This is a genomic window from Jiangella alba (assembly GCF_900106035.1).
Classification (GTDB): Bacteria; Actinomycetota; Actinomycetes; order Jiangellales; family Jiangellaceae; genus Jiangella; species Jiangella alba.
In genome coordinates this window covers 2014266-2037489 of sequence record NZ_FNUC01000003.1, presented here as the reverse complement: position 1 = coordinate 2037489, position 23224 = coordinate 2014266, and the positions used below count along the sequence as shown (strand labels likewise).

Sequence of the window (23224 nt, the reverse complement as noted above, 5' to 3'; positions counted from 1 at the left end):
TCGCCGGCGACGTGTGCTGACCGAGCCCTTGACAGGCGTTCCGGCGGGCACGATCCTGTTCGCACAATTGGAACTCGACGTTCCATCTACTGGAACCTCCGACCGCCAGGACCGTCAGCGATCTTCCGACAAGGAGCGCAGATGATCAAGAGAGGCCGCCCACGCCGTCACCACCTCGTCGCGATACTCGCGACGGGCGCCACCGTCGCCGCCACCCTCGGTGCGGCGACACCCGCCGGAGCCGAGGACTCCGTCGCTGTAGCCGCCGCCGACGACCCCGCCATGCGCGTCGTCGACGCGTGGGACATGACCGGCGAGCACACCTTCCCCGACCTCGGCGGCGGCGTGCTGCCGGCGTTCCGCCCCGCCCTCACCGAGGCGCCCAACGGCGACCTGCTGGTCGGCTTCAACACCACCACCGACGCCCACCCCGGCGGCCAGCTCCGGCTGATCCGGTCCACCGACGACGGGCGGACCTGGGGCGCGTCCGAGGTGATCGCCGAACCGACCATGTTCCCGGGCGGCAGCATCCACCTGCAGCGCGGCATGACCACGCTGCGGGACGGGACCATCCTGCTGCCGTACAACGACGGCGTGAACCACAAGCCGTACAACGACCGCGAGGCGGCCCTGTTCGTGGCCAGCTCCACGGACAGCGGGCAGACCTGGGCCGGCACCGACGAGCCGGTCGACCTGCCGGTCGAGTTCCGCGAGGCCTGGGGCGGTGGCGGGCGCATCCTGGAACTCGACGACGGCACCCTGGTGCAGACCATCTGGGGCATCCGGGAGCTGCCGGAGGACTGGGAGACCGACCCGAACCCGTACGAGTCCGGCGTGCTGCTCTCCTTCGACGGCGGCAAGACCTGGCCGGAGTACCACCGCATCCTGCGCGACGAGCACTCGCCGGCCTACCAGTTCGGCGGCGGCGAGCTGTTCCCCGGCGGGGCCAACGAGACGACCCTGGAGGTGCTGCCGGACGGCACCATCGTGGCCTTCGTCCGGTTCGACATCAGCGTCGGCGGGACGTCGGGCCAGTTCTACGTCTCCCGCTCCAGCGACGGCGGCCGGACCTGGAGCACCCCACTGGCCAGCGGCCTCGGTGCTTCGACCCTGTCGGCCACGATGGCCCCCTGCAGCGACCACCTCGGCGACGGCCGGTCCAAGCTGCTGCTGGGCTACCGCGGCCCGGGCAGCCGCGCGGCCGTGAGCGTGTCGTTCGACGGCGGCAGCTCGTTCCAGGGCCAGGTCTTCCTCCGTGACCCCCGCAACCAGGCCAGCTTCACCTCGGCCGAGCCCGACTACCACCGGCTCGACGACGGCCGGCTGCTGACCGTCTTCCAGATCCAGTCCGGCGGCGGGCCCTTCCGACTGGCGGCCAACGTGCTGGAGGACGCACCCGACGCGGCCGCCTGCCAGGCGCAGGCCGATGCCGCGGCGGCCAGGGCGACGGCGCAGCCGAGCTTCGTGGTGGAGCGGTCCGACCGCGAGGACTGGTTCCTGCCGATGTCGCACGCGCGCGTCGGCTACCCGGCCACCACCACCGTCGGCGCCGTGCTCGCGGCCCAGGCCAACCGGCTGGTCTGCCACCCGGGTGACTCGCTCACGCTGCGCACCCGGGACGGGCAGCCGCTCGATCCGGCCGCGACGCTGGCCGAGGCGGGCGTGGTGAACGGCGCCGTCGTGCAGGTGTCCGGCACCTCCAGCTCCAGCGGTCTCTACCGGATCGGCTACACCGAGCTGGACATCGCACCGGAAGACCGGTCGGTGGCCAACTGGGACCGCGCCTGCGCGCCCGGCCGGATGGCCTTCGACTACCGGCGGCGCAGCCTCGGCCTCGAGGTCACCCCGCCCGCTGGGCAGGCGGTCACCGCCGTCGAGCTGACCGACGAGGACACCGCGAGCCGGCTGACCGCGGCCAGCTACCGAGTGCTCAGCAGCCCCGACAACGAGCACTACACCGAGGTCGACGGCTGGTCCTTCTCGTCCCGGGTCGAGGGCGGCCGGCTGGTGCACCGGTTCGACGGGTTCGCCGTCACCGACCGGTACCTCAAGATCGCCCAGGACCGCGGGGACGGGTCGTTCAGCTTCGTGCTCGGCAATCCGCGGGCCGACATCGGCGTCGAGTTCGCTCCGGTTCCCTGCACGACGACGGTGACCGGCGAGCACGACGGGCCACTCACCGCCGGGGCCGGCGTCACCTGCATTGACCAGGCGAACGTCAGCGGCCCGGTGACCGTCGCCGCGGGTGGCCAGCTGGTGGTCGACGGGTCGGTGATCGATGGTCCGGTGCGGGCGTCCGGCGCGGCCGCGGTGCTGATCTGCGGCACCGAGGTGGAGGGGCCGGTGGCCGTCTCCGGCAGCACCGGAGCCACCGTCGTCGGGGATCCGGCCCACGGCTGTGCGGGCAACGAGGTGACCGGGCCGGTCGCGCTGAACCAGAACGCCGGGCCGGTCCGCTTCGGCGCCAACACCGTCGACGGGCCGTTGAGCTGCGCCGGCAACCAGGTGCCGCCGGTCGACGGCGGCGCGGCCAACCAGGTGGACGGACCGAAGGCCGGCCAGTGCGGCGGCCTCTGACCGCACGCACGCCGGCCACCCGGGCCTGATCTCCCGGGCCGGCTCCAGCCGTGTCCCGCGCCAGCCGATCGGCCTCGGCGCGGGACACGGCGCTCACGGTGGGCCGGTCGCGTCCACGTCGTCGAGGTCTTCCGGGTTGGGCAGGCCGGCCAGGAAGCGGAACGACGCGAGCGTGACCAGCGCCGCGGCACCGCCCGCGATCAGGAACGGGGCCCGCAGATCGACGCGGCCCAGGATCCCGCCCAGCAACGAGCCGAGCGGCATGGTGCCCCACAGCAGCGTGCGCCACGTGCCGTGGACCCGGCCCAGCAGACGGCCCGGGATCGCGGCCTGGCGCAGCGACATCACCAGGATGTTCCACACCGTCGTGCCGGCGGCGGAGAGGAGATAGCCGAACGCGACCACGCCGAGCACCGGAACGGCGCCCATGAGGACCAGCGCCAGCAGCGACACGGTCTGCGCGACGGCCATCACCGGCCCGGCCCGGTACCGCTCCTTCAGCCGGTTGGCCAGCGCGGCGGCACCGAGCGAGCCGACGGCGCCGGCCAGGATGAACGCGCCGTACCACGCCTCGGGCAGCCCGAGCCGGTTCAGCACGTAGAGCACCATCGTCGCCGTGGCGGCCGAGAAGAACAGGCCGACCACCACGCTGATCATCCACAGTTTCCGCAGCATCGGATGACCCATGAGGTAGCGGAAGCCGACGGTGAACTGCCGGTACCAGGCGACGTGCGGTTCGCGCGGGTCGCCGCGGTGGGCGCCGGCCGCCGCGACGGGGAGGAACACGGCCAGGACGCCGGCGACCGCGTACGTCAGCGCGTTGACGCCGAGCGGCACCACCACCGACACCGCGAACAGCGCCGAGGTCAGCGGGCCGGACAGGAACCGCTCGACGACGATCTCGCCGCCCTCGACCCGCGAGTTCGCCCGCGGCAGGTCGGGCTTGGCGACGATCGAGGGCAGCACCGCCCGCAACGCGCCGTCGTAGACCGTCTCGAGCGCTCCGTAGACGAACACCACGAGGTAGAGCCACCAGATCGTCAGCGCGTCGGTCGCGAACAGCACCAGCAACAGCACCGCCAGGAGCGACCTCGCCCCGTTGGCCAGCGTCATCGCGCGCCGCCGGTCGACACGGTCCAGCAGGATCCCGGCCGGGATGGCGAACAGCAGCCACGGCAGCATCGCGACCGCCGCGATACCGGAGACGAGCAGCGGATCGCCGGTCAGCCGCGCCGCCAGCAGGGGCGCCGCGACCTTCGCGATGCCGTCGCCCAGGCTCGAGCTGACATTCGCCGCCACGACGTTGCCCAACGCTCGCCCCAGCGGCTGCCGCCCACTCACCGCAGCAGCCTACGGCCCGGACCGCGCCCGCTCCGGCGCCGCTCTGCTGTCAGCAGATCACCGGTCCAGCCAGGTGCGCACGGACGTGATGCGGCGGGTGTTGAAGCCGAGCCAGTGCATGCGCCCGGCGTAGCGGGCGTGCTCGACCTTGAGGCAGCGGTCCATGACGACCGTGACGCCGCCGTCCTCGGCGATGCGCGCGCCCTCCTCGCTGATGACGCCGAACTGGCACCACAGCGCCGACGCCCCGATCGCGACGGTGTCGTGGGCGATGTCCGGGACGGCGTCGGGGGCACGGAAGACGTTGACGAGGTCGACGGGCTCCGGGACGTCGCGCAGGCTCGGGTAGCTGGTCTCGCCCAGGACCGTCGTCTCGCGCGGGTTGACCGGGATGACGCGGTAGCCGTGCCGCTTCAGGTAGTAGCCGACGAAGTGACTGGCGCGCAGCTCGTTGCCGGACAGGCCGACGACGGCGATGGTCCGGGCGCCGTGCAGCACGCGCTGGATCGTCAGCGGGTCCTGGTATCGGGTGAGGTCGCTCATCGGGTCGCCACCTTCGCGAAGCCCTGCTCGAGGTCCCAGATCAGGTCGGCGACCGACTCGGTGCCGACCGACAGCCGCACGGTCCCGGAGCCGACGCCGGCCGCGGCCAGCTCGGCGTCGCCCAGCTGGCGGTGCGTGGTGCTGGCCGGGTGGATGACCAGGCTCTTCGCGTCGCCGACGTTGGCCAGGTGCGACCACACCGACAGGCCGCGGATCAGCGTCTGCCCGCCGTCGCGGCCACCGGCGACGTCGAAGGAGAACACCGCGCCCGCGCCGTCGGGCAGGTACTTCTCCACCAGCGGCCGGTACCGGCTGCCGGGCAGCCCGGGATGGGTGACGTTCGAGGCCAGCTCGTGCGCGTCGAGGAACTCCGCGACCGCCAGCGCGTTGGCGACGTGCCGCTCCATCCGCAGCGACAGCGTCTCCAGCCCCTGCAGGAACAGGAACGCGTTGAACGGCGACAGCGCGCCGCCGAGGTCGCGCAGCGTCTCGGCGCGCAGCTTCATCAGGTAGCCGTACATGCCGAACGTCTCGTGGAAGCGCAGCCCGTGGTAGGCCGGCGACGGCTCCGCGACCACCGGGAACCGCCCGTTGGACCAGTCGAACGTGCCGGCCTCGACCACCACCCCGCCGATGCTGGTGCCGTGGCCGCCGAGGAACTTGGTGGCCGAGTGGACGACGATGTCGGCGCCCCACTCGATCGGCCGGCACAGGTACGGCGTCGCGAAGGTGTTGTCGACGATCAGCGGCAGCTCGTGCTCGTGCGCGATCGCCGCGACGGCCTCGACGTCGAGCACGTTGCCGGCCGGGTTGCCGATGGTCTCGGCGAAGAACGCCTTCGTGTTCGCCCGGACCGCTGCGCGCCAGGCGTCGCCGTCGTCGGGATCGACCCAGCTCAGCTCGACGTCCATCTTGCGCAGCAGGTGCTTGAGCTGGTTCACCGTCCCGCCGTACAGCGCCGACGACGACACGACGTGGTCGCCCGGCTGCAGCAGCGTGAACAGCGCGGCGGCCTGCGCGGCGATGCCGCTGGCGAACGCGACCGCGCCGGCGCCGCCTTCGAGGCTGGCCACCCGCTCCTCGAACACCGCGACGGTCGGGTTCATGATCCGCGAGTAGGTGTTGCCGTACTCCTGCAGGTTGAAGTACGCCGCCGCGGACTCCGGGTCCTCGAACACATAGCTGGTGGTCTGGAAGATCGGCACCGCGCGGGCGCCGGTGTTCGGGTCGGGCCGCTGCCCGGCGTGCAGCTGCCGGGTCTCGAACCCGAACGCGCGGTCCTGCTCGACGCGGTCGGTCACTGTGCCTCCAGGAACTGCCGGATGATGGGCGTCTGCCGGGCCTCGTCGAGCAGGAAGCTGTCGTGCCCGTACGGCGTGTCGAGCACGTGGAGGTCGACCGGCTTGCCCAGTTCGCGCAGCGCGGCGTCGAGCTCCCTCGACCCGGCCGGCGGGTAGAGCCAGTCCGAGTCGAACGCGATCAGCAGCGTCCGCGCCCGGACACCGGCGAGCGCCTGGGTGAGCGAGCCGCCGCCGTGCTCGCGGGCGAGGTCGAAGTACGTCAGCGCCCGGGACAGCGTCAGGTAGGTGTTGGCGTCGAACCGGCGGACGAACGACGCCGCCTGGTGGCGCAGGTAGCTCTCGACCGCGAACTCGGGCTCGGTGAGCGTGTACCGGACGTCGTCGGCGAACTGCAGCCGCCGGCCGAACTTCGCCGCCAGCGCCGGCCCGGACAGGTAGGTGACGTGGCCGACCATCCGCGCGACGCCCATGCCGCCGTCGGGCGCCCGGCCCGTGCCGTAGTAGCGGCCGCCCTGCCAGGCCGGGTCGCGCAGGATCGCCTCGCGGGCGATCGCGTTCCATGCCACGCCCTGCGGGTGCAACGCGTGCGTGCTGGCGATCGCCACGACGGCGCCGACCTGGTCCGGGTAGCGGACGGCCCACTCCAGCGCCTGCATGCCGCCGAGCGAGCCACCGGCCACCGCCGCGAGCCGCGCGACGCCGAGCTCGTCCAGGAACGCCCGCTGGGTCCGCACCAGGTCGGCGACGGTGAGCACCGGGAAGTCCGGGCCGTACGGCTGCCCCGTCGCCGGGTCGGGACTCGCCGGCCCGGTGGTCCCGCGGCAGCCGCCGAGCAGGTTGGTCGACACGACGAACCAGCGGTCGGTGTCGAACGCCTTGCCCGGGCCGATCATGCCGTCCCACCAGCCGAGATTGCGGCCCGCGGCGCCGTCGCGGTCCTCCGCTCCGAAGCCGTCACGGGTGCTCGCCGCGGTGGCGGAGACGCCGGCCGCGTGGGCGTCGCCGCTGAGGGCGTGGCAGACGAGGACGACGTTGTCGCGGCGGGGCGAGAGCGTGCCGTAGGTCTCGTAGGCGACGCGGACCGGATGCAGGTCGCGGCCGGAGTCGAGCCGGACCGGGCCGGGCAGGTCGAGGAAGCGGGTCTCGACAGTGCCGGCCGAGCCGGCGGCCAGGGCGGTGCCGGCGGCCTCGGCCGAGCCGGCGGCGGCCGAGCCGGTGCCGGGCGAGCCGGCGGCGGCCGGGCGACCGCTCCCAGCCGCCGCGCGTGTGCTCATGACCACCCCGTCCGCCCTCGCTCCCGTGTATTGTCCACTAATACCATAGGGAATCCAGGAAAGAAGGATCGGCATGACGACGATCGACAACGGGGTGAACGTCCAGGCGCTGCTCGACGCGCGTGACGTGTTGAAGGGCGCGCCCGAGGCGGCCCGGTTCACCTGGCGGGCCTCCTCGACGTGGCGGAACGGCGTGCACAGCACGACCCGCGTGCAGGACTTCTTCGGTCTCGGCGCCGAGCAGACGCACAAGTCCGAGACGGTGTTCGAGGCCGACCACCCGGAGGTGTTCGCCGCCCAGGACAACGGCATCACGCCGATCGAGTACCTGCTGGTCGGCCTGGTCGGCTGCCTGACGGCGGGCGTGGCGTCGGTCGCGCAGAACCGCGGCATCCAGCTGCGCTCGGTCGAGGCGACGGTCGAGGGCGACCACGACATCCGCGGGATCCTCGGCGCCGACAGCGACGTCCGCAACGGCTTCAACGACGTCCGGGTGAGCTTCGCCATCGACGCCGACGCGTCGCGGGAGGAGATCGAGGCGCTGGTGGCGCAGTCGCAGAAGCGCTCGGCCGTGTTCGACGCGCTGACCAACCCCACGGACGTGTCCGTCACGGTCGCCTGACGGGCCCGGCCATCGTCACCGCCGTCGTCGTCGGGGCGGGGCACGCCGGCCTCGCCGCGAGCCACGTCCTCACCGAGCACGCGATCGACCACGTCGTCCTGGAGCGCGGCGTGGTGGCCAACTCGTGGCGACGCGAGCGGTGGGACTCGCTGCGGCTGCTCACGCCGAACTGGCAGACCCGGCTGCCCGGCCTGAGCTACGACGGCCCGGACCCGGACGGCTACCAGACGGCGGACGAGCTGGCCGGCCTCCTCGACCGGTACGCCGCCGTGACCCGCGCGCCCGTCCGGACCGGGACGACGGTGACGTCGGTGCGCCGCGCCGGCGACGGCTATCGCGTGACGACGGATCGCGGCGTGCTGGACTGCCGCGCCGTGGTCCTCGCCGGCGGGGCCGCGAACCGGCCCGCGCTGCCACCGTTCGCCGCCGCCGTGCCGCCGGAGGTCGTCCAGGTGACGACGTTCGACTACCGGCGTCCGGACGACCTCCCGGACGGCGGCGTGCTGGTCGTCGGCGGGTCGGCCACCGGTGTGCAGCTGGCCGCCGAGCTGCGCCGGTCCGGCCGGCCGGTGACGCTGTCCACCGGCGAGCACGTCCGGCTCCCCCGCATCTACCGCGGCCGCGACGTGCTGTGGTGGATGGACGCGTCCGGGGTCTGGGACCAGCGTCACGACGAGATCGACGACCTCGGCCGCGCCCGGCGGCTGCCGTCACCGCAGCTCGTCGGCACACCGGACCGCGCGACGCTGGACCTCGGCGCGCTGGCCGCCCTGGACGTCGAGCTGGTCGGACGGTGGGCGGCGGTGCGCGACGACCGCGCCCTGTTCTCCGGCGGGCTGCGCAACGTCGTCACGCTCGCCGACCTCAAGCTGGACCGGCTGCTCGGCACGTTCGACGCGTGGGCACGGACGAACGACGCGCCCGCCGGCCCGCCGGAGCGGCCGGCGCCGACGCCGCTGCCGCCGTCGCCGCGGCTCCAGCTGGACCTGCGCGGCGGCGAGATCCGCTCGGTCGTCTGGGCCACCGGCTACCGCCCGGACTACTCCTGGCTCGACGTGCCCGTGGTCGACGCGAAGGGACACCTGCGACACGACGGCGGCGTCGTCGGGCCCGGGCTCTACGCGCTCGGGCTGCCCGTCATGCGGCGGCGCAGGTCCAGCTACGTGTACGGCATCGAGGACGACGCGCGCGAGATCGTCGGCCACCTCGCGCGGCACCTGGCCGCCCGTTAGGGCGTCGCCGCGAACGGCACCCGCGCGGGCTGGGCGGACGGCGCCGCGGAGCCACGGTCCCACAGGCCGCGCCGGGACAGCACCGGCCCGACGCCCTCGGCGAACCAGTACGCCGTCTCCAGGTGCGGGTAGCCGGAGAGGACGAACTCGTCGATCCCGACGCGGTGGTACTCCTCGATCCGGTCCGCGACCTCGGTGTGACTGCCGACCAGCGCCGTTCCGGCGCCGCCGCGGACCAGGCCGACGCCGGCCCACAGGTTGGGCGCCACCTCCAGGTTCTCGCGGCTGCCGCGGTTCAGCTCCAGCATGCGCCGCTGGCCCTCGGACTCGCTGCGGCGCAATCCCTGCTGGATGCCGTCGATGGTGTCGTCGCCGATCCGCGCCAGCAGGCGGCCGGCCTCGGCCCAGGCCTCGGCGGCGGTGTCGCGCGGGATGACGTGCAGCCGGATGCCGAAGCGCGGTTCGCGGCCCTCCTCGCGGGCGAGGGAGCGGATCCAGGCGACCTTCTCCGCGACGGCGTCCGGCGGCTCGCCCCAGGTGAGGTAGACGTCGGCGTGCCGGGCGGCGACGCGGCCGGCGGCCGGTGACGAGCCGCCGAAGTAGATCGGCGGGACGGGGTCGGGGACGCGCGCGAGCGCGGCGCCCTCGACCTGGAGGTGCTCGCCGCCGTGGGTGACCGTCTCGCCGCGCCACAGCCGCCGGACGATGTCGAGGAACTCGCCGGTGCGCGCGTAGCGGGCGTCCTTGTCGAGGAAGTCGCCGTACCCGCGCTGCTCGTGGCTCTCCCCGCCGGTGACGACGTTGAGCAGCAGCCGGCCGCCGGACAGGTTCTGGAACGTCGCCGCCATCTGCGCGGCCAGCGTCGGCGAGACCAGGCCGGGCCGGAACGCGACCAGGAACCGCAGCCGCTCGGTGACGCCGTTCAGCAGCGCGGTGGTGATCCAGGCGTCCTCGCACCACGCGCCGGCCGGTGTCAGCGCGCCGGTGAACCCGAGCTGCTCGGCGGCGCGCGCGACCTGGCCGAGGTAGGCGACGCTGGCCGGCCGGTCGCCGCCCGCGACACCGGTCGCGGTGCCGTGACCGCCGCCGACCACGTCGCGGCTGTCGCCGTTGGTGGGCAGGAACCAGTGGAACGTCAAGGTCATCGTGAACTCCGTGGCTAGAACTGCGGATGGTTCGGCGGCTCGGCGCCGCCGGCGATCCAGCGGCCGAGGTGCTGCAGCTTCCACGCGGCCGGATCGTGCAGGGTGTGGGTGCGCGCGTTGCGCCAGTGCCGGTCGAGGTTGAGCGTGGCCAGCGCCGAGCGGGTGCCGCCCAGCTCGAACAGCCGGCTGCCCGCCTCGACGGCCGCCCGGCTCGACGCGACCCGGACGGCGGCGACGGCCAGGCCGGCCTCACGTGCCGAGCCGGTGTCGAGGTCACGGTCGGCCGCGTCGACGGCGCGGCCGGCGGCGTGCAGCAGCGCCTCGGCGGAGCGCACCGCCACCTCCAGCTCGCCGAAGGCCTGCGCGACGAGCGGGTCGTCGGCGTGCCGGTCGACCCCGGCGTCCGGGTACGGGCGGCTGGCGGCGCGCACGAACTCGGCGGCGTCGCCCAGCGCCGCGCGCGCGATGCCGGTGTCGATCGCCGCGTGCAACAACTGGGCGAAGGCCCCGTGGACCTGCGGGCCGTCGAACGTCTCCGCGTAGCCGGTGACGTGCTCGGCGGCGACCCGCACGCCGCTGAGCCGGACCGTCCCGCTCGCCGTGGTCCGCTGTCCCAGGCCGTTCCAGTCGTCCACGACCTCGACACCGCCGGCGTCGCGACGGACCCACGCGACCGCCAGTGGGCCGCCGTCGCCGCGGTGTGCGAGCACGGGGATCCAGTCGGCGAACAGCGCGCCGGTGCTGTACCCCTTGACGCCGTCGAGCCGCCAGCCGTCGCCGTCGGGCGTGAGCGTCGTCCGCAGGTCCCGGACGTGCCGGGTGCCGGGCTCGGCCTGCGCGTTGCCGAACCGCCGCCCGGCCAGCACCTCGCCGAAGAAGAACGACTGCTGCTCCGGTGTCGCCCGGTCGCGCAGGGCGCGGACGTACACGAAGTGGCTCTGCGGGATCTGCGCGACGTTCGGATCGCCGGTGGCCAGCAGCCGGAACACCTCGGCGGCCACCGACGCCCGCAGGCCCGGCCCGCCGTACGCCGCCGGAACCGTGATGCCCAGCAGCCCGCTGGCCGACAGCGCGTCCACCTCCGGACCGGGCAGCCGGCGATCGGCATCGCGCGCGGCGGCGTCCTTCGCCAGCAGGACGGACTGGTCCCGGGCGGCCTGGACGGCCCGGCCCGCGTCCAGCACCGGCGGGCGCGCCGTCACGAGCCGCCGCCCGGTGCGCCGGCCCGGTCGAAGCCGAGGCTCGGCGGCACCGCGTTGACGTGCCAGTTCCCGACCAGGCGTTCCTTGTAGATCCGCGGGTTGTGCGACGTGACGGTGCGGGCGTTGCGCCAGTGCCGGTCCAGCAGCGTCGCGGCGTCCAGGGCGGACGCGCTGAGCGCGTCGTAGAGCAGCGTCGTGGCCTGCAGCACCAGCTCGGTGACGGCGACCTGCGCCTCGTAGACGGTGATCGTCGCGGCGTGCAGCGACGGCGCCAGCGCATCCGCGTCGTGACCGCCGGCGATGGCGAGGTCGGCCACGCCGTCCAGCGCCGCCGCCGCCCGCAGCACGGCGGCCTCGGCGGCGAACGCGGCCGCCGCGACCCGGCCGACGACGGCCAGCACCTGGGCGTCCTCGCGGGCGGACTCGGCCAGGCCGTGCTTGTAGGAGCGGGACCGGGCCCGGACGGCGTCGACGAGGTCCAGGTGCGCGCCCCGGGCGGTGCCGGCCAGCGTCGCCAGGTGCACGAGCTGGTAGACCGCCTCCTGGTAGGGGGCACGGTCGTGGAACGGGTAGATCCCGGTCTCGTCGACGGCGACGCCGGTGAACCGGGCGGTGCCGCTGGCCGTGGTGCGCTGGCCGATGCCGGTCCAGTCGTCCACCACCTCGACGCCGTCGGCGGTGGCGTCGACGAGGGCGACGACGTGATCGTCGCCGCGAGGCGCCGTGACGCTGATCCAGTCGGCGAACAGGCTGCCGGTGCTGTAGTACTTCGTGCCGGTGAGCCGCCAGCCGCCGTCGTCCTCGGTGAGCGTCGTCGTGGACTGCCCAGTCGCGGTGCCGCGCTCGGACCAGGCGCCGCCGACCACCGCTCCCCCGGCGAGCACCTTGCGCCAGTGCTCGCTGCGGCCGTCGCCGGGCTGCAGCCGGTCCTCGACGAAGGCGATGTGGTTGCGCCAGATCTGCGGCAGGTTGGAGTCGGCCGCGCCGAGCCGGATCAGCAGCTCGAAGAACGCCGTCAGCGAGACGCCGCGACCGGCGCCGTCCGGCGGCAGCCGCAGCGCGCCGAACCCGGCCGCGGCCAGCTCGCGCACCTCGTCGCGGGGCAGGACGCGGTCGCGCTCGCGCTGGGCGGCGCCGGCGCGGATGCGCTCGAAGATCGGGGTGAACCGCTCCAGCGGCTCCGGTGTCGTCATGACGTCCTCCTCGAGACGGCGAGCTCGGGCGTGCGGCGGTACCTCGCGGCCGGGTGGCGCGCCGGCAGCCGGTCGCCGCCGCCGTGGACGCGCTCGCGCAGCGTCTCGCCGTCGCGGTAGGCCGGGCGCAGCCGGCCGCGCCGGCGCAGCTCCGGCACGACGTGCTCGACGAAGTCGCGGGCGGTGTCGAAGCTGTGGTGCTGGGTGAGGTTGATGCCGTCGATGCCGACGTCGTCGAGCCACGACTCGATCGCGTCGGCCACCTGACCGGGGTCGCCGACGGCGAAGAACGGGCCGCGCGACAGGTCGGCCAGCGCGTCCAGCAGCTCTCCGACGGTCTGGTCGCCGCTGAAGGGACCGCGCGAGCGGCGGCCGAACCCGTTCTCGCCGGCGACGTCGCGCACCAGTGTGTCGCGCGGATGCGCCGTCGGGTCGAAGCCGAACCCGCCGTGCGCCAGCCGGCCCTCGACGCTGGAGTACTGCTGGTAGCGGGCCAGCTTCGCCCGCGCCTCCGCCTCCGTCGCGGCGACGACCACACCCGCGCCGACGACGAACTTGACGTCCCCGGGCTCGCGTCCGGCGTCGGCGGCGGCCGCCCGCACCCGCGCGATGGTGTCCTGGACCGCCTCGGGGGTGCCGCCGCCGGTGAACAGCGCCTCGGCGTGCGTCCCGGCGAACCGGATGCCGCGCGGCGACGCGGTGGCGGTGATGAGCAGCGGCGTGCGCTGCCGCGACGGCGACGCGAGGTGCGGCCCGGCCACCTTGTAGTGCTCACCCTCGTGGTCGATGGGGTGCACCTTCGCCGGGTCCGCGTAGACGCCGGTCGCCCGGTCGGCGACGACCGCGTCCTCCTCCCACGACCCCTCCCACAGCTTGTAGAGCACCTCCAGGTACTCGTCGGCGATCTCGAACCGGTGGTCGTGGTCGATCTCGCCGTCGAGGCCGAAGTTGCGGGCGGCGTTGGGCAGGTAGGACGTGACGATGTTCCAGCCGACCCGGCCCTTGGTCAGGTGGTCCAGCGTGCTCATGCGGCGGGCGAACGCGAACGGCGGCTCGTACGTCGTCGAGAACGTGATGCCGAAGCCGAGATGCCGGGTCACCGCGGCCATGGCCGGGACGATCAGCAGCGGGTCGTTCGACGGGATCTGCAGGCCCTCGCGGACGGCGGTGTCGGCGCTGCCGCGGAACGTGTCGTAGGCGCCGACGACGTCGGCGAGGAACACCGCGTCGAAGCCGCCGTCCTCCAGCAGCCGGGCCAGCTCGGTCCAGTACTCGATGTCGTTGAACCGCTCGCGGTTGTTGCCGGGCAGCCGCCACAGCCCGTGGGTGATGTGGCTGACGCAGTTCATCTCGAACAGGTTGAGGATCAGCCGCTTCGGCTCGGCCGTCGTCATGCCGCCACCTCCCGCTGCTCGACGCGGCCGGGGATCGCGTCGAGCAGCCGCCGGGTGTACGGGTGGGCGGGCGCGGCGAACACCCCGCGGGTCGGGCCGTGCTCGACCGCGGCGCCGTTCTCGAGCACCGTGATCGTGTCGGCGACCTGGCGGACCAGGCTCAGGTCGTGCGAGATGAACACGTAGCTCAGCTCCTGTTCGTGTTGCAGTCCGACCAGCAGGTCGATGATCTGGGCCTGGACGGTGACGTCCAGGGCGGAGGTGGGCTCGTCGAGGACGAGGATCTTCGGCGCCAGCACGAGCGCCCGGGCGATCGCGACCCGTTGCCGCTGGCCGCCGGAGACCTCGCGCGGACGGCGCCGCAGCACCGCGGCGGGCAGCGCGACGCGGTCGAGGATGTCGCGGACCCGGCGGCGCCGCTCGGCGCGGTCGCGGATGCCGGCCAGCCGCAGCGGCTCCTCGACGATCCGCCCGACGTCGTAGCGCGGGTCCATCGCCGCCAGCGGGTTCTGATAGACCAGCTGCAGGTCGGCGGCGTGGTGGTTGGCGACGTCCGGCAACGGGCCGAGCTCGCGCCCGGCCACCGTCACCCGGCCGGCGTCGAACCCGGTCAGCCCGGCGGCGATGCGCGCGAGCGTCGTCTTCCCCGACCCCGACTCCCCCACGACGGCGTGGATCGAGCCGCGGGTGAGCCGCAGCGACACGTCGTCGACCGCCCGGACCGCGGCCGGGCCGCGGCCGAAGACCTTGCTGACGCCGTCGATCTCCAGCACGGCCGGCGCGGCGGGGCCGGGCGCGACCCGGTCCACGTAGCGGTCCGGATCCTCCGCGGGCGCGTGCGACAGCAGCGTCACGGTGTACGGGTCGCGCGGGTTCTCCAGCACCTCCCGGGCCGGCCCGTGGTCCTTCACCAGCCCCTGGTCGAGCACGACCAGCCGGTCGGCCCGCTCCCGGGCCAGCGCCAGGTCGTGGGTGATGAACAGGACCGCCAGCCCGAGGTCGTGCTGCAGCTCGCCGATAAGGTCGAGGATCGTCTTCTGGACGGTGACGTCCAGCGCCGAGGTGGGCTCGTCGGCGATGAGGATCGACGGGCGCGCGGCCACCGCGATCGCGATCAGCACCCGCTGCAGCTGCCCGCCGGAGAGCTGGTGCGGGTACGACCGCGCCCGCTCGGCCGGGTTCTGGATGCCGACGCGGTCCAGCAGCTCGACGACCCGGCCGCGGACGGCCGCGCGCGGCACCGTCCGATGCACCCGCAGGCTCTGCGCGATCTGGTCGCCGACCCGGACCAGCGGGTCCAGCGAGCTGAGCGGGTCCTGCGGGACGAACCCGACCGACGACCCGTAGAGGCCGCGCCACTGCCGCGGCGTGAACCCGGTGGCGTCGCGGCCCAGCACCTGGATCCGGCCGCCGGTGACGGCGCCGTTGGCCGGCAGCAGCCCGCCGATGGCGTGCGCGATAGTGCTCTTGCCGGACCCGGACTGGCCCACCAGCGACGTCGTCTCGCCCCGGCGCACCTCGAGCGAGACGCCGTGGACGACGTCGGCGACGCCGCCGCGGCCGTGGAAGTAGCCGATCCGCAGGTCCTCGACCACGATCGGGGCATCGGTCGTCACAGCACCCTCTCCTTCACGAACTGACTCACCCGGCTGATGGACAGGACGGACACGGTGATGGCCAGCCCCGGGATCACCACCAGCCACGGCGAGGAGACGACGTACTCGCGGCCCTCGGCGACGAGCAGCCCCCACTCCGGCTGCGGCGGCGGCGCGCCGTAGCCGAGGAAGCTCAGCGACGAGATCCAGAGGATCGCGAGGCCGAACTGCAGCGCGGTGAGCGACAGCACCGCGGAGTAGGAGTTGGGGAACACGTGCCTGATCAGCACCTGCCGCCGGCTGCCGCCGAGGTGGTGGCTGGCCTCGACGAACGGCAGCCCGGTGACGGTGAGCGTCTCCGAGCGCATCAGCCGGGTGAACACCGCGACCGACGACACCCCGACGGCGATCGCGGCGTTGAGCGCGCCGAAGCCGAGCGCGACCACGACCACCATCGACAGCAGCAGGCCGGGGATCGACAGCAGCACGTCGACGACCCGCGAGATGACCGCGTCGACGACCCCGCCGAAGTAGGCGGCCAGCAGCCCGAGCACGGTGCCCAGGCCGAGCCCGATGACCACCGCGACGGCCGAGCCGACCATCGTCCTGACGGTCCCGTGCACGACCCGCGACAGCAGGTCGCGGCCCAGGTAGTCGGTGCCGAAGGGGTGCGCCGCCGACGGTCCCTGCAGGATCGCCGCCGGGTCCGGCGCCAGCGGGTCGTACGCCGTCAGCAGGCCGGGCGCGACCACCGCGACGACCAGCAGCGTCACGACGGCGAGGGCCAGCCACTCCGTCACGGAGACCTCGCGCAGCCGGAATCCGGTGGCGGGCACGGCGATGCCGGCGGCCGTCATCCGACCGTGATCCGCGGGTCGATGACCGGGTACACGAGGTCGGTGACCAGGTTGATGGCCACGAACAGCGCGGACACCAGCACCACGATGGCCATGACGACAGGGGTGTCCTGCTCGCGGACGGCCTGCTCGGTGATCAGCCCGATCCCGGTCCGGTTGAAGATCGTCTCGACGATCGTGGCGCCGGCCAGCAGGTCGCCGACGGTCAGCGCGGCGAGCGTCAGCGCCGGGATCGACCCGTTCTTGAGGACGTGCCGCCCGGCGATGGTGGCCGGCGGCACCCCCTTGGCCTTGAGCACGGTGACGAACGGCTCGCCCCTGGCCCGGCTGAGCCCCTGGATCAGCACCTGGGCGATCGGCGCCGTGACGGCGATCGCCAGCGTCAGCGCCGGCAGCACGTACGACACCAGGCCCTGGTCCCGGATCGACGAGACCCAGCCGAGCTGGAACGAGAAGACCACCAGCAGGACGAAGCCCACCAGGAAGCTCGGCGTGGACAGGAACACCGCCGGCAGGGCGCGCACGACGCTGCGCACGGCCGCGACCGGGAAGAACACCGCGGTGAGCGCGATGCCCAGCGCCAGCACGACCGAGAACAGCAGCGCGAGCGTCGCCAGCGCCACCGTCTCGGACAGCCCCTGCGCCAGCAGCTCGGTCACCGGGATGCCGTTGACCAGCGAGTAGCCGAGATCGCCGGTGAGGGTCCGGCCGAGCGTGACGACGTACTGCTCGAGCAGCGTGAGGTCGAGGTCGTAGTACTCGATCAGCGGCCGGACCACCGACTCGGGCAGCGGGTTGAGCGGGTTGGTGATCTTGTCGCGGATCGGGTTGCCGGGCAGCACGAACAGCACCGCGAAGACCAGCGTGTACGACAGCCAGACCACCAGCAGCGCCTGCGCGCTCCGGCGCACGACGAACGCGCGCCGGCTCATCCGGCGTCCAGCCACGCCCGCTGGTACTCGGGCAGGCCGCCGTCGGACAGCGTGAACCCGTGCAGGTCCGGGGCGCCCGCGTAGACCTGGGTGTCGTTGAGGATCGGGATCGTCAGCGCGTTCTCCAGCAGGTACCGCTGGGTCTCGGCGAGCGCCGCCGACTCGGCGTCGGCGCCGGGCGCGTGCAGGCCGGCGTCGAGCAGCGCGTCCAGCTGCGGGTCGGCGCCCTCGAGCTTCAGGCTGTCGGCGCGCCCGGACGAGTAGACGTTCCACAGTCCGTGCGCCGGGTCCGGGTGCGGCCAGCCCGTCCGGGTGAAGTTCACCGCGGGGTCGGCGTTCACGGTCTGGCCGTACGAGCTGTAGTCGGTCTCGTCGATGACCACCTCGACGCCGAGGTCCTTGAACTGCGCCTGGATGTGCTGGAACAGCGCCTTGGCGGTGTTGTCGAAGACGTCGACGTAGGTCTTGAGGCTCAGCCGCCGCCCGTCGCGGACGCGGTACCCGTCGGCGTCGCGCTCGGCGAAGCCGGCCTCGTCGAGCAGCGTGGCGGCGCGCTCGGGGTCGTAGCCGATCTCCGCGGAGAGGTCGGTGTAGCCGGCCGTGCCGGGTGCGAGCACGCTGGTCGCAGCCGACCAGTTCTCGGTGTAGAGGTCCTCGATGATCTGCTCGCGGTCGACGGCCAGCTGCAGCGCCTTGCGCACGTCCGGGTCGTCGCCGGGCCAGACGTTCTGCCGCAGCGGCCACTGGTTGGCCAGGCCGACGCCGCTGCGCGCGACGATGGTGTAGCCGTCGTCGGCCAGCGCCCGCTCCTCGCTCGGCTGGACGTAGCGCAGCAGGTGCGCCTGCCCGGACCGCAACGTGCCGAGGCGGACGGAGTCCTCCTGCACCGGCGTGATGGCGACGGTGTCGAGGTACGCCTCGCCCTGGTTGGGCGAGCTCTCCGGCGCCCACGCGTAGCCGTCGCGGCGGGTGAGCACGTACGACTTGCCGTACTCGACCGACTGGACCGTGAACGGGCCGCTGCCGACCAGGTTCGTGTAGTCCGACTGCTCCTCGCGGGTCAGCTCGAACACCGAGTCGGCGACCAGGCCGGCCGCCCAGCCGGTGAGCGCGCCCAGCAGCGGCGCCCACGGCTGCGTCAGCACCACCGTGACGGTGCGCGTCGCCGGGTCGGCGGTGATCTGCGCGTCGTCCGGGAAGGCGTAGTTCTTCGCCAGCCCCTTCGCCTCGTCGCCGTACACCTGACGGGTCAGGTTGCGCGCCACGCTCTGCGCGTCGACCGGCGTGCCGTCGCTGTAGCTGACCCCGTCGCGGATGACGAAGTCGTAGCGCAGGCCGTCGTCGGACACCTCCCAGCTCTGCGCGATCCACGGCTCGAACTCGCCGGTCTCGGCGTTGCGGTAGACCAGCCGGTCGGTGAGGTTCCAGAACAGCGCCCGGTCCTGCCAGGTGCCCTGTTCCTGGATGAGCGCGGAGATCGGGATCTCGGCGTCGAGGTACACCAGCTCGCCGCCGCGCACCGGCTCGCCGCTCGCCGCGGCGTCCTCGGTGTCGTCGTCCGCGGCGCCGGACGAGCAGGCGGCGGTCACCAGCAGCAGGACCGTGCTCGCCGCTGCGGCGAGTCTGCGTCGCCGGTGGATGGGGGCATGGGTCGTCGTCACGTGTGCAGCTCCTTCGTCGCGGGCGCCAGGACATGGCGCGGCCGGCGGCCAGAACGGGGGGATCACCCGGGTACCGTGCGGATCGAGGTCGGCGCACCCATCGCCGACGCGGCAGGATCAGCGGTGCGAGCAGAGCGGACACAGTGCGCTGGCGCTGCGCATGAGGTCGACGGCGAGTCGCCGTACCAGGAGGTCGCCAGCAGTCATACCGGCCATATTCCTAGTAAGTAGGTAGGAATACAAGGCAATGTCCGACACCTGAGACACGCGTCTCGAATTCGTCCGCCATCTGGATGGCCGGTTGATTTCCTAGCTGCTCAGTAGGAAATTGAGTGCGGGCCGTGGCTCACCCAGCGACGCGGACGGCCTGATCCGCGTCGGCAGCCGGCCCCGTCATCGATCCCGGGTTCCGTCGAGGTCGCCGCTCCGGCGCACCTCCGCCGTCACCTACCCAGGAGCCGCCCCATGTCCGTCCGCCTCCACACCCCGGCCCCGTCCCCCAGGCCGGCCCAGCCCGTCTCCGTCGACGCCGACGCGTTCCGGGCCGCCTTCCGCCGCCACGCCGCCGGTGTCGTCGTCATCACCGCCGACGCCGGCGGCCGGCCGGCCGGGTTCACCGCGACGTCCCTCGCCTCGGTGTCCCTCGACCCGCCGCTGCTCTCGTTCGCCCTCGCGACGACGGCGTCCAGCTGGCCCGCCGTCGCGATCGCGCCCACGCTCGTGGTCAACTTCCTCGCCGACGACCAGCACGGCCTCGCCACCACGTTCGCCACCAGCGGCATCGACCGGTTCGCCGCGCCCACCCGGTGGTCGCGGCTGGTCACCGGTGAACCGGTCCTCGACAGCGCGCCCGGCCACCTCCGCGCCGTGGTCGTCGACCGCCACCCGGTCGGCGACCACCACATCGTCGTCGCCCGCGTCACCCACGCCTGGAGCGGCGGCGAGCACGCGCCCCTCGTCTACCACGCCGGCGCCTACGGACGGGTCGAGCACCGGGCCGCCGGGTGACTCACCCCGCCGCGGCCGGCGCGACATAGCAGGTGCCGCGCTCGCCGGGGAACAGGTCGGGGGCGAGGCCGATCGCGTAGTCCTTGATCAGCAGGTCGACGTCGAGGTAGCCCTTGGCCCGGCACTCCTGGAAGCTCTCGTCCGCCACGGCGAGGAACCGGCCCGCGGCGATGGGCGCGAAGCTCTGGTAGCGCGAGTCGGCGGCGGTCGTGGCCAGGTGCTCGCTCATCGGGGCGTAGTTGATGAAGAAGTCCGCGTCGGCGCCGGCGCCCAGGGCCGCCTCGTAGTCGTAGAGCCTGCCGTTGGGCTCGGTGTTGTCGTCGCCGAACGGGTTGTCCGCGCCCAGCTGGGCCAGCAGCCGCCCGTTCAGCGTGTCCACCCCGTGCGCGTAGAAGAAGTCGCCGCAGAACTGCTCGCCGACGCAGACGTAGCCGACCTGCCGGCCGGTGGCGGCGCCGGCGCCGGTGACCCGCTCGACGACGGCGTCGAAGCGGCCGCGGATGGCGTCGAACTCGGCGTTGGCGGCCTCCTCGGCGTTGTAGAACGCCCCGATCATCTTGATCCACTCGGCGGAGGCGAGGGCGTGCGTCTCGAGCCGGTTCGAGACGCTGACGCCAGGCAGCCCGGCGGCGCGAGCGTTGGTGATGTCGTCGAAGCCCACGCCGAAGCCGGACATGAACAGGACGTCGTTCTCCAGGACGAGCAGCGTCTCGCGGTCGAGGTCGGTGTACTCGCCGACCGGGAGCGGGTCGCCGGCCTCCTCGATGACGCTCGCGTACCAGGCGTCCTGGTCACCGTTGCCCAAAAGCTGGCCGCTGAGCCCGGTGACGGACCGGTTCCGGCCGACCCGGTCGATCATCGCCAGCGCGTTGAACGACGTGACGGTGGCGCTGTCGACCGGGATCTCGACGAACAGCGCGTCGGCCAGGACGCCCTCGGCCGGCGGCTGCGGCGTCCCGCACTGGTACAGGACGTAGCGCAGGTCCTCGTCGCCGGGGTTCTCACCGTCGGCGACGGTGATGACCTTGTAGGAGCCGAAGTACTCGATGTTCCACAGCTCCGACTCCTCGACGGTGCTCTTGACCGGGAAGTGGTCGTCGTCGCCGGACTGGTCCGTGACGCAGCCGCGGACGTCGGCCTCGGCGGCCGGCCGGGTGTCGTCGTCGGCGCCGCAGCCGGCGAGCACGAGCAGGGCAGCGGCCAGGGCCGGGACGGTGGTGCGGGACGCTCGGTTCATGGTGTGGTGCTCCTCGTCTCTGCGGGGTCGGCCGGGAGGCCGGAGGTGGCCGGCGCGAGCTCCGCGAGCCGGCCGTGCAAGGTGGCGAAGCCGGAACCGCTGGTCGCGCGGCCGGCGGCGGTGAGGGTCCAGGTCACCGGTGGTCCGTCACGGACCTCGAGGCGGTGGGCGGCCGACGCGGCGACGGCCACGCCGGCCCGGGCGGCCGCCCGGCGCGCCCAGTGCACCGCGGTCTCGTCGCCGCCGACGTTGACGGCCGGGCCGTCCTCGCGCCCGTCGGTCACGAAGGTGCCGGCCGCGTGGTCGAACCTGATGCCGTCGCCGGCGTAGGCCGCCGCGATGCTGCCGTCGGCGCCGAGATCCTCCGGCGCGCCCGCCTGGAACCGCCCGCCGGGATGGACCAGCCAGATCTCGTCGGCGGTGCGCAGCGCCAGCTCGAGGTCGTGCATCGACATCAGCACGGCCAGGCCGGTCTCGGCGGCCAGCCGGCGCAGCAGCGCCATCAGCTCGACCCGGCGGGTGAGGTCCAGGAACGCGGTCGGCTCGTCCAGGACCAGCACCGACGGCTGCTGCGCCAGCGCGCGGGCGACCATGACCCGTTGCCGCTCGCCGTCGGACAGCTCGTCGACGTGCCGGCCGGCCAGCTCGGTGGCGCCGGCCGCCGCCAGCGCCCAGTCGACGACGTCGTGGTCGGCGCCGCGCAGGGCGCCGAACCAGCCCGTGCGCGGGGTGCGGCCCATGGTCACCAGGTCGCGGGCGGTGAGCAGGCCGACGTCGACGCGGTCGGTCAGCACGACCGCGAGCCGCCGGGCCCGCTCGCGGGCCGTCAGCCGCGACAGTTCCGCGCCGTCCAGGCGCACGGACCCGCCCAGCGCCGGCTGGCTGCCCACCAGGGTGCGCAGCAGCGTCGACTTCCCGGCGCCGTTCGGCCCGAGCAGGCAGACCAGCCGGCCGGGCCGCAGCGACGCCGACACCGACTCGACGACGGCGACGGGCCGGCGGCGGGCTCCCTGGTACCCGGCGGTCAGGCCGGCGGCCGCGAGGACCGCGTCGCCGGTCATGCCGGCACCTGCGCCGAGTCGCGCCGGCGGCGCAGCAGCACCCACAGCACGACCGGCCCGCCGATGAAGGCCGTCACCGAGTTCAGCGGCAGGGCCGTGCCGGTGACGCCGTTCCCGCCGGCCACGTACTCGGCGACCAGCACGAGCACGGCCCCGAGCAGCGCCGAGGCCGGCAGCACCACCCGGTGATCCGACGTGCGCAACAGGCCCCTGACCAGGTGCGGGGCGGCCAGGCCGATGAACCCGATCACCCCGCAGTACGCGGTGGTCACCCCGGCGAGCACGGCGACCGCGACCAGCGACAGCCGCTGCACCGCGCGCACCGGGATGCCCATCGTCGCCGCGTACCGCTCCCCCAGCAGCAGGACGTTCAGCGGCCGCGCCAGCGCCAGCGACACGACCACGGCGACGACGCAGACCGGCGCGAGCACCCGCAGGTCGTCCCACGAGACGTCCCGGACGGTGCCCCGGGTGAAGCCGGCCAGGCTCTGCAGCCGCTCCGGCTCGGTGTAGTAGACCAGCACGTCGACGACCGCGCCGGCCAGGTAGCCGAACATCACGCCGACGATCAGGACGGTGACCGGCCCGGCGACGCGCTGCGCGACCGCCAGCGCGAGGACGAGCACCAGCCCGGCTCCGATGATCGCGGCGCCGGTCACGCCGAGCTGGTCCAGCACGCCGAGCTGGCTCAGCCAGCCGGTGCCCGTGGTCCCCAGGATCACGATGGCGGCGCCGAGCTGGGCGCCGGAGCTGACCCCGAGGACGAACGGGTCGGCCAGCGGGTTGCGGAACAGGGTCTGCATCTGGGCGCCGCCGACGGCGAGCGCGGCGCCGGCGAGCACGGCGGTGAGCGCCTTCGGCAGCCGCGCGTCGACGATCACCGTCTCGTACACGTCGCGGCTCGCCTCACCGCCCAGCAGCACCGAGGCGACCTCGTCGAGCGGGATCCGCACCGACCCCTGGCCCAGGAGCACCAGGACGCCGAGCACGAGCAGCACGACCAGAGCGGCGAAGACGACGAACCGTTGCGGCATGGGGGTCCTCTCGCA

Annotated in this window: 20 protein-coding genes; 4 read left to right on the top strand and 16 right to left on the bottom strand. The window is 73.7% G+C overall.

Annotated elements, in window-relative coordinates:
- Positions 1-141: 141 nt before the first annotated feature.
- Positions 142-2577, top strand: a complete 2436-nt coding sequence (locus tag BLV02_RS11880) for an exo-alpha-sialidase (RefSeq protein ID WP_069115163.1) — start codon at positions 142-144, stop codon at positions 2575-2577.
- A gap of 93 nt (positions 2578-2670) precedes the next feature.
- On the opposite strand, the gene BLV02_RS11875 is transcribed toward BLV02_RS11880, so the two are convergent.
- From BLV02_RS11875 to metX, 4 genes are read right to left on the bottom strand one after another with little or no spacing between them, the layout of a single operon-like run.
- A complete protein-coding gene (locus BLV02_RS11875) occupies positions 2671-3918 on the bottom strand; it encodes an MFS transporter (protein WP_083289261.1) in 1248 nt (415 codons plus the stop codon).
- A 57-nt stretch (positions 3919-3975) separates the two neighbouring features.
- Positions 3976-4461, bottom strand: a complete 486-nt coding sequence (locus tag BLV02_RS11870) for a CoA-binding protein (RefSeq protein ID WP_069115165.1) — start codon at positions 4459-4461, stop codon at positions 3976-3978.
- On the bottom strand, positions 4458-5762 hold the full coding sequence (locus BLV02_RS11865; protein WP_069115166.1) for an O-acetylhomoserine aminocarboxypropyltransferase/cysteine synthase family protein: 1305 nt from the start codon (positions 5760-5762) through the stop codon (positions 4458-4460). The genes BLV02_RS11870 and BLV02_RS11865 overlap by 4 nt, the downstream gene beginning before the upstream one ends.
- Positions 5759-7036, bottom strand: coding sequence for a homoserine O-acetyltransferase MetX (gene metX / locus BLV02_RS11860; protein WP_083289275.1), 1278 nt, complete (start codon positions 7034-7036; stop codon positions 5759-5761). The genes BLV02_RS11865 and metX overlap by 4 nt, the downstream gene beginning before the upstream one ends.
- Positions 7037-7109: 73 nt before the next feature.
- On the opposite strand from metX, the gene BLV02_RS11855 reads away from it, so the two are divergent.
- A complete protein-coding gene (locus tag BLV02_RS11855; RefSeq protein ID WP_069115167.1) occupies positions 7110-7658 on the top strand; it encodes an OsmC family protein in 549 nt (182 codons plus the stop codon).
- Positions 7659-7669: 11 nt separating this feature from the next.
- A complete protein-coding gene (locus tag BLV02_RS11850) occupies positions 7670-8890 on the top strand; it encodes an NAD(P)-binding domain-containing protein (RefSeq protein ID WP_069115219.1) in 1221 nt (406 codons plus the stop codon).
- Here the strand turns inward: BLV02_RS11850 and BLV02_RS11845 are convergent.
- The 9 genes from BLV02_RS11845 to BLV02_RS38535 all read right to left on the bottom strand — a co-directional run bounded on the left by BLV02_RS11845 (position 8887) and on the right by BLV02_RS38535 (position 19076).
- A complete protein-coding gene (locus BLV02_RS11845) occupies positions 8887-10035 on the bottom strand; it encodes an LLM class flavin-dependent oxidoreductase (protein WP_069115168.1) in 1149 nt (382 codons plus the stop codon). The two genes, BLV02_RS11850 and BLV02_RS11845, sit on opposite strands and share 4 nt — an antisense overlap.
- A 14-nt stretch (positions 10036-10049) precedes the next feature.
- Positions 10050-11237, bottom strand: a complete 1188-nt coding sequence (locus tag BLV02_RS11840) for an SfnB family sulfur acquisition oxidoreductase (RefSeq protein WP_141711886.1) — start codon at positions 11235-11237, stop codon at positions 10050-10052.
- Positions 11234-12430, bottom strand: a complete 1197-nt coding sequence (locus BLV02_RS11835) for an acyl-CoA dehydrogenase family protein (protein WP_069115169.1) — start codon at positions 12428-12430, stop codon at positions 11234-11236. The genes BLV02_RS11840 and BLV02_RS11835 overlap by 4 nt, the downstream gene beginning before the upstream one ends.
- The gene (locus tag BLV02_RS11830) at positions 12427-13824 is read right to left on the bottom strand and encodes an NtaA/DmoA family FMN-dependent monooxygenase (protein WP_069115170.1); all 1398 of its coding nucleotides are present in this window, start codon (positions 13822-13824) and stop codon (positions 12427-12429) included. Before BLV02_RS11830 ends, BLV02_RS11835 begins: the two co-directional genes overlap by 4 nt.
- Complete coding sequence (locus BLV02_RS11825; protein WP_069115171.1) at positions 13821-15440, bottom strand: dipeptide ABC transporter ATP-binding protein; 1620 nt, start codon at positions 15438-15440, stop codon at positions 13821-13823. Before BLV02_RS11825 ends, BLV02_RS11830 begins: the two co-directional genes overlap by 4 nt.
- Positions 15437-16276: an ABC transporter permease gene (locus tag BLV02_RS11820; protein ID WP_069115172.1), complete on the bottom strand. Its 840-nt coding sequence runs from the start codon at positions 16274-16276 to the stop codon at positions 15437-15439. Before BLV02_RS11820 ends, BLV02_RS11825 begins: the two co-directional genes overlap by 4 nt.
- Positions 16273-17208 carry an ABC transporter permease gene (locus BLV02_RS11815; RefSeq protein ID WP_069115173.1) on the bottom strand — a complete coding sequence of 312 codons (936 nt, stop codon included), beginning with the start codon at positions 17206-17208 and terminating at the stop codon, positions 16273-16275. The genes BLV02_RS11820 and BLV02_RS11815 overlap by 4 nt, the downstream gene beginning before the upstream one ends.
- Positions 17205-18869 carry an ABC transporter substrate-binding protein gene (locus tag BLV02_RS11810; protein WP_069115174.1) on the bottom strand — a complete coding sequence of 555 codons (1665 nt, stop codon included), beginning with the start codon at positions 18867-18869 and terminating at the stop codon, positions 17205-17207. The genes BLV02_RS11815 and BLV02_RS11810 overlap by 4 nt, the downstream gene beginning before the upstream one ends.
- A 117-nt stretch (positions 18870-18986) precedes the next feature.
- Entirely contained in the window at positions 18987-19076 is a 90-nt protein-coding gene (locus tag BLV02_RS38535) for a putative leader peptide (RefSeq protein WP_425432571.1), read from the bottom strand.
- A 258-nt stretch (positions 19077-19334) separates the two neighbouring features.
- Here BLV02_RS38535 and BLV02_RS11805 point away from each other — a divergent pair, with 258 nt between their 5' ends.
- Positions 19335-19877, top strand: coding sequence for a flavin reductase family protein (locus BLV02_RS11805; RefSeq protein ID WP_074946297.1), 543 nt, complete (start codon positions 19335-19337; stop codon positions 19875-19877).
- 1 nt (position 19878) lies between these two features.
- On the opposite strand, the gene BLV02_RS11800 is transcribed toward BLV02_RS11805, so the two are convergent.
- Genes BLV02_RS11800 through BLV02_RS11790 form a run of 3 tightly spaced genes read right to left on the bottom strand, consistent with a single transcriptional unit; the run spans position 19879 to position 23209 of the window.
- Positions 19879-21114: a substrate-binding domain-containing protein gene (locus BLV02_RS11800; protein ID WP_069115176.1), complete on the bottom strand. Its 1236-nt coding sequence runs from the start codon at positions 21112-21114 to the stop codon at positions 19879-19881.
- Entirely contained in the window at positions 21111-22175 is a 1065-nt protein-coding gene (locus BLV02_RS11795; RefSeq protein WP_069115177.1) for an ABC transporter ATP-binding protein, read from the bottom strand. The genes BLV02_RS11800 and BLV02_RS11795 overlap by 4 nt, the downstream gene beginning before the upstream one ends.
- Entirely contained in the window at positions 22172-23209 is a 1038-nt protein-coding gene (locus tag BLV02_RS11790; protein ID WP_069115178.1) for a FecCD family ABC transporter permease, read from the bottom strand. The genes BLV02_RS11795 and BLV02_RS11790 overlap by 4 nt, the downstream gene beginning before the upstream one ends.
- Positions 23210-23224 lie beyond the last annotated feature (15 nt).

Bases quoted from the DNA above. Each gene is read 5' to 3' on its own strand.
- BLV02_RS11855 (WP_069115167.1), top strand. From the start codon at position 7,110: ATGACGACGATCGACAACGGGGTGAACGTCCAGGCGCTGCTCGACGCG.
- BLV02_RS11880 (WP_069115163.1), top strand. From the start codon at position 142: ATGATCAAGAGAGGCCGCCCACGCCGTCACCACCTCGTCGCGATACTC.
- BLV02_RS11790 (WP_069115178.1), bottom strand. From the start codon at position 23,209: ATGCCGCAACGGTTCGTCGTCTTCGCCGCTCTGGTCGTGCTGCTCGTG.
- BLV02_RS38535 (WP_425432571.1), bottom strand. From the start codon at position 19,076: ATGACTGCTGGCGACCTCCTGGTACGGCGACTCGCCGTCGACCTCATG.
- metX (WP_083289275.1), bottom strand. From the start codon at position 7,036: ATGAGCACACGCGCGGCGGCTGGGAGCGGTCGCCCGGCCGCCGCCGGC.
- BLV02_RS11820 (WP_069115172.1), bottom strand. From the start codon at position 16,276: ATGACGGCCGCCGGCATCGCCGTGCCCGCCACCGGATTCCGGCTGCGC.
- BLV02_RS11805 (WP_074946297.1), top strand. From the start codon at position 19,335: ATGTCCGTCCGCCTCCACACCCCGGCCCCGTCCCCCAGGCCGGCCCAG.
- BLV02_RS11835 (WP_069115169.1), bottom strand. From the start codon at position 12,430: ATGACGACACCGGAGCCGCTGGAGCGGTTCACCCCGATCTTCGAGCGC.
- BLV02_RS11845 (WP_069115168.1), bottom strand. From the start codon at position 10,035: ATGACCTTGACGTTCCACTGGTTCCTGCCCACCAACGGCGACAGCCGC.
- BLV02_RS11830 (WP_069115170.1), bottom strand. From the start codon at position 13,824: ATGACGACGGCCGAGCCGAAGCGGCTGATCCTCAACCTGTTCGAGATG.
- BLV02_RS11800 (WP_069115176.1), bottom strand. From the start codon at position 21,114: ATGAACCGAGCGTCCCGCACCACCGTCCCGGCCCTGGCCGCTGCCCTG.
- BLV02_RS11815 (WP_069115173.1), bottom strand. From the start codon at position 17,208: ATGAGCCGGCGCGCGTTCGTCGTGCGCCGGAGCGCGCAGGCGCTGCTG.
- BLV02_RS11795 (WP_069115177.1), bottom strand. From the start codon at position 22,175: ATGACCGGCGACGCGGTCCTCGCGGCCGCCGGCCTGACCGCCGGGTAC.
- BLV02_RS11870 (WP_069115165.1), bottom strand. From the start codon at position 4,461: ATGAGCGACCTCACCCGATACCAGGACCCGCTGACGATCCAGCGCGTG.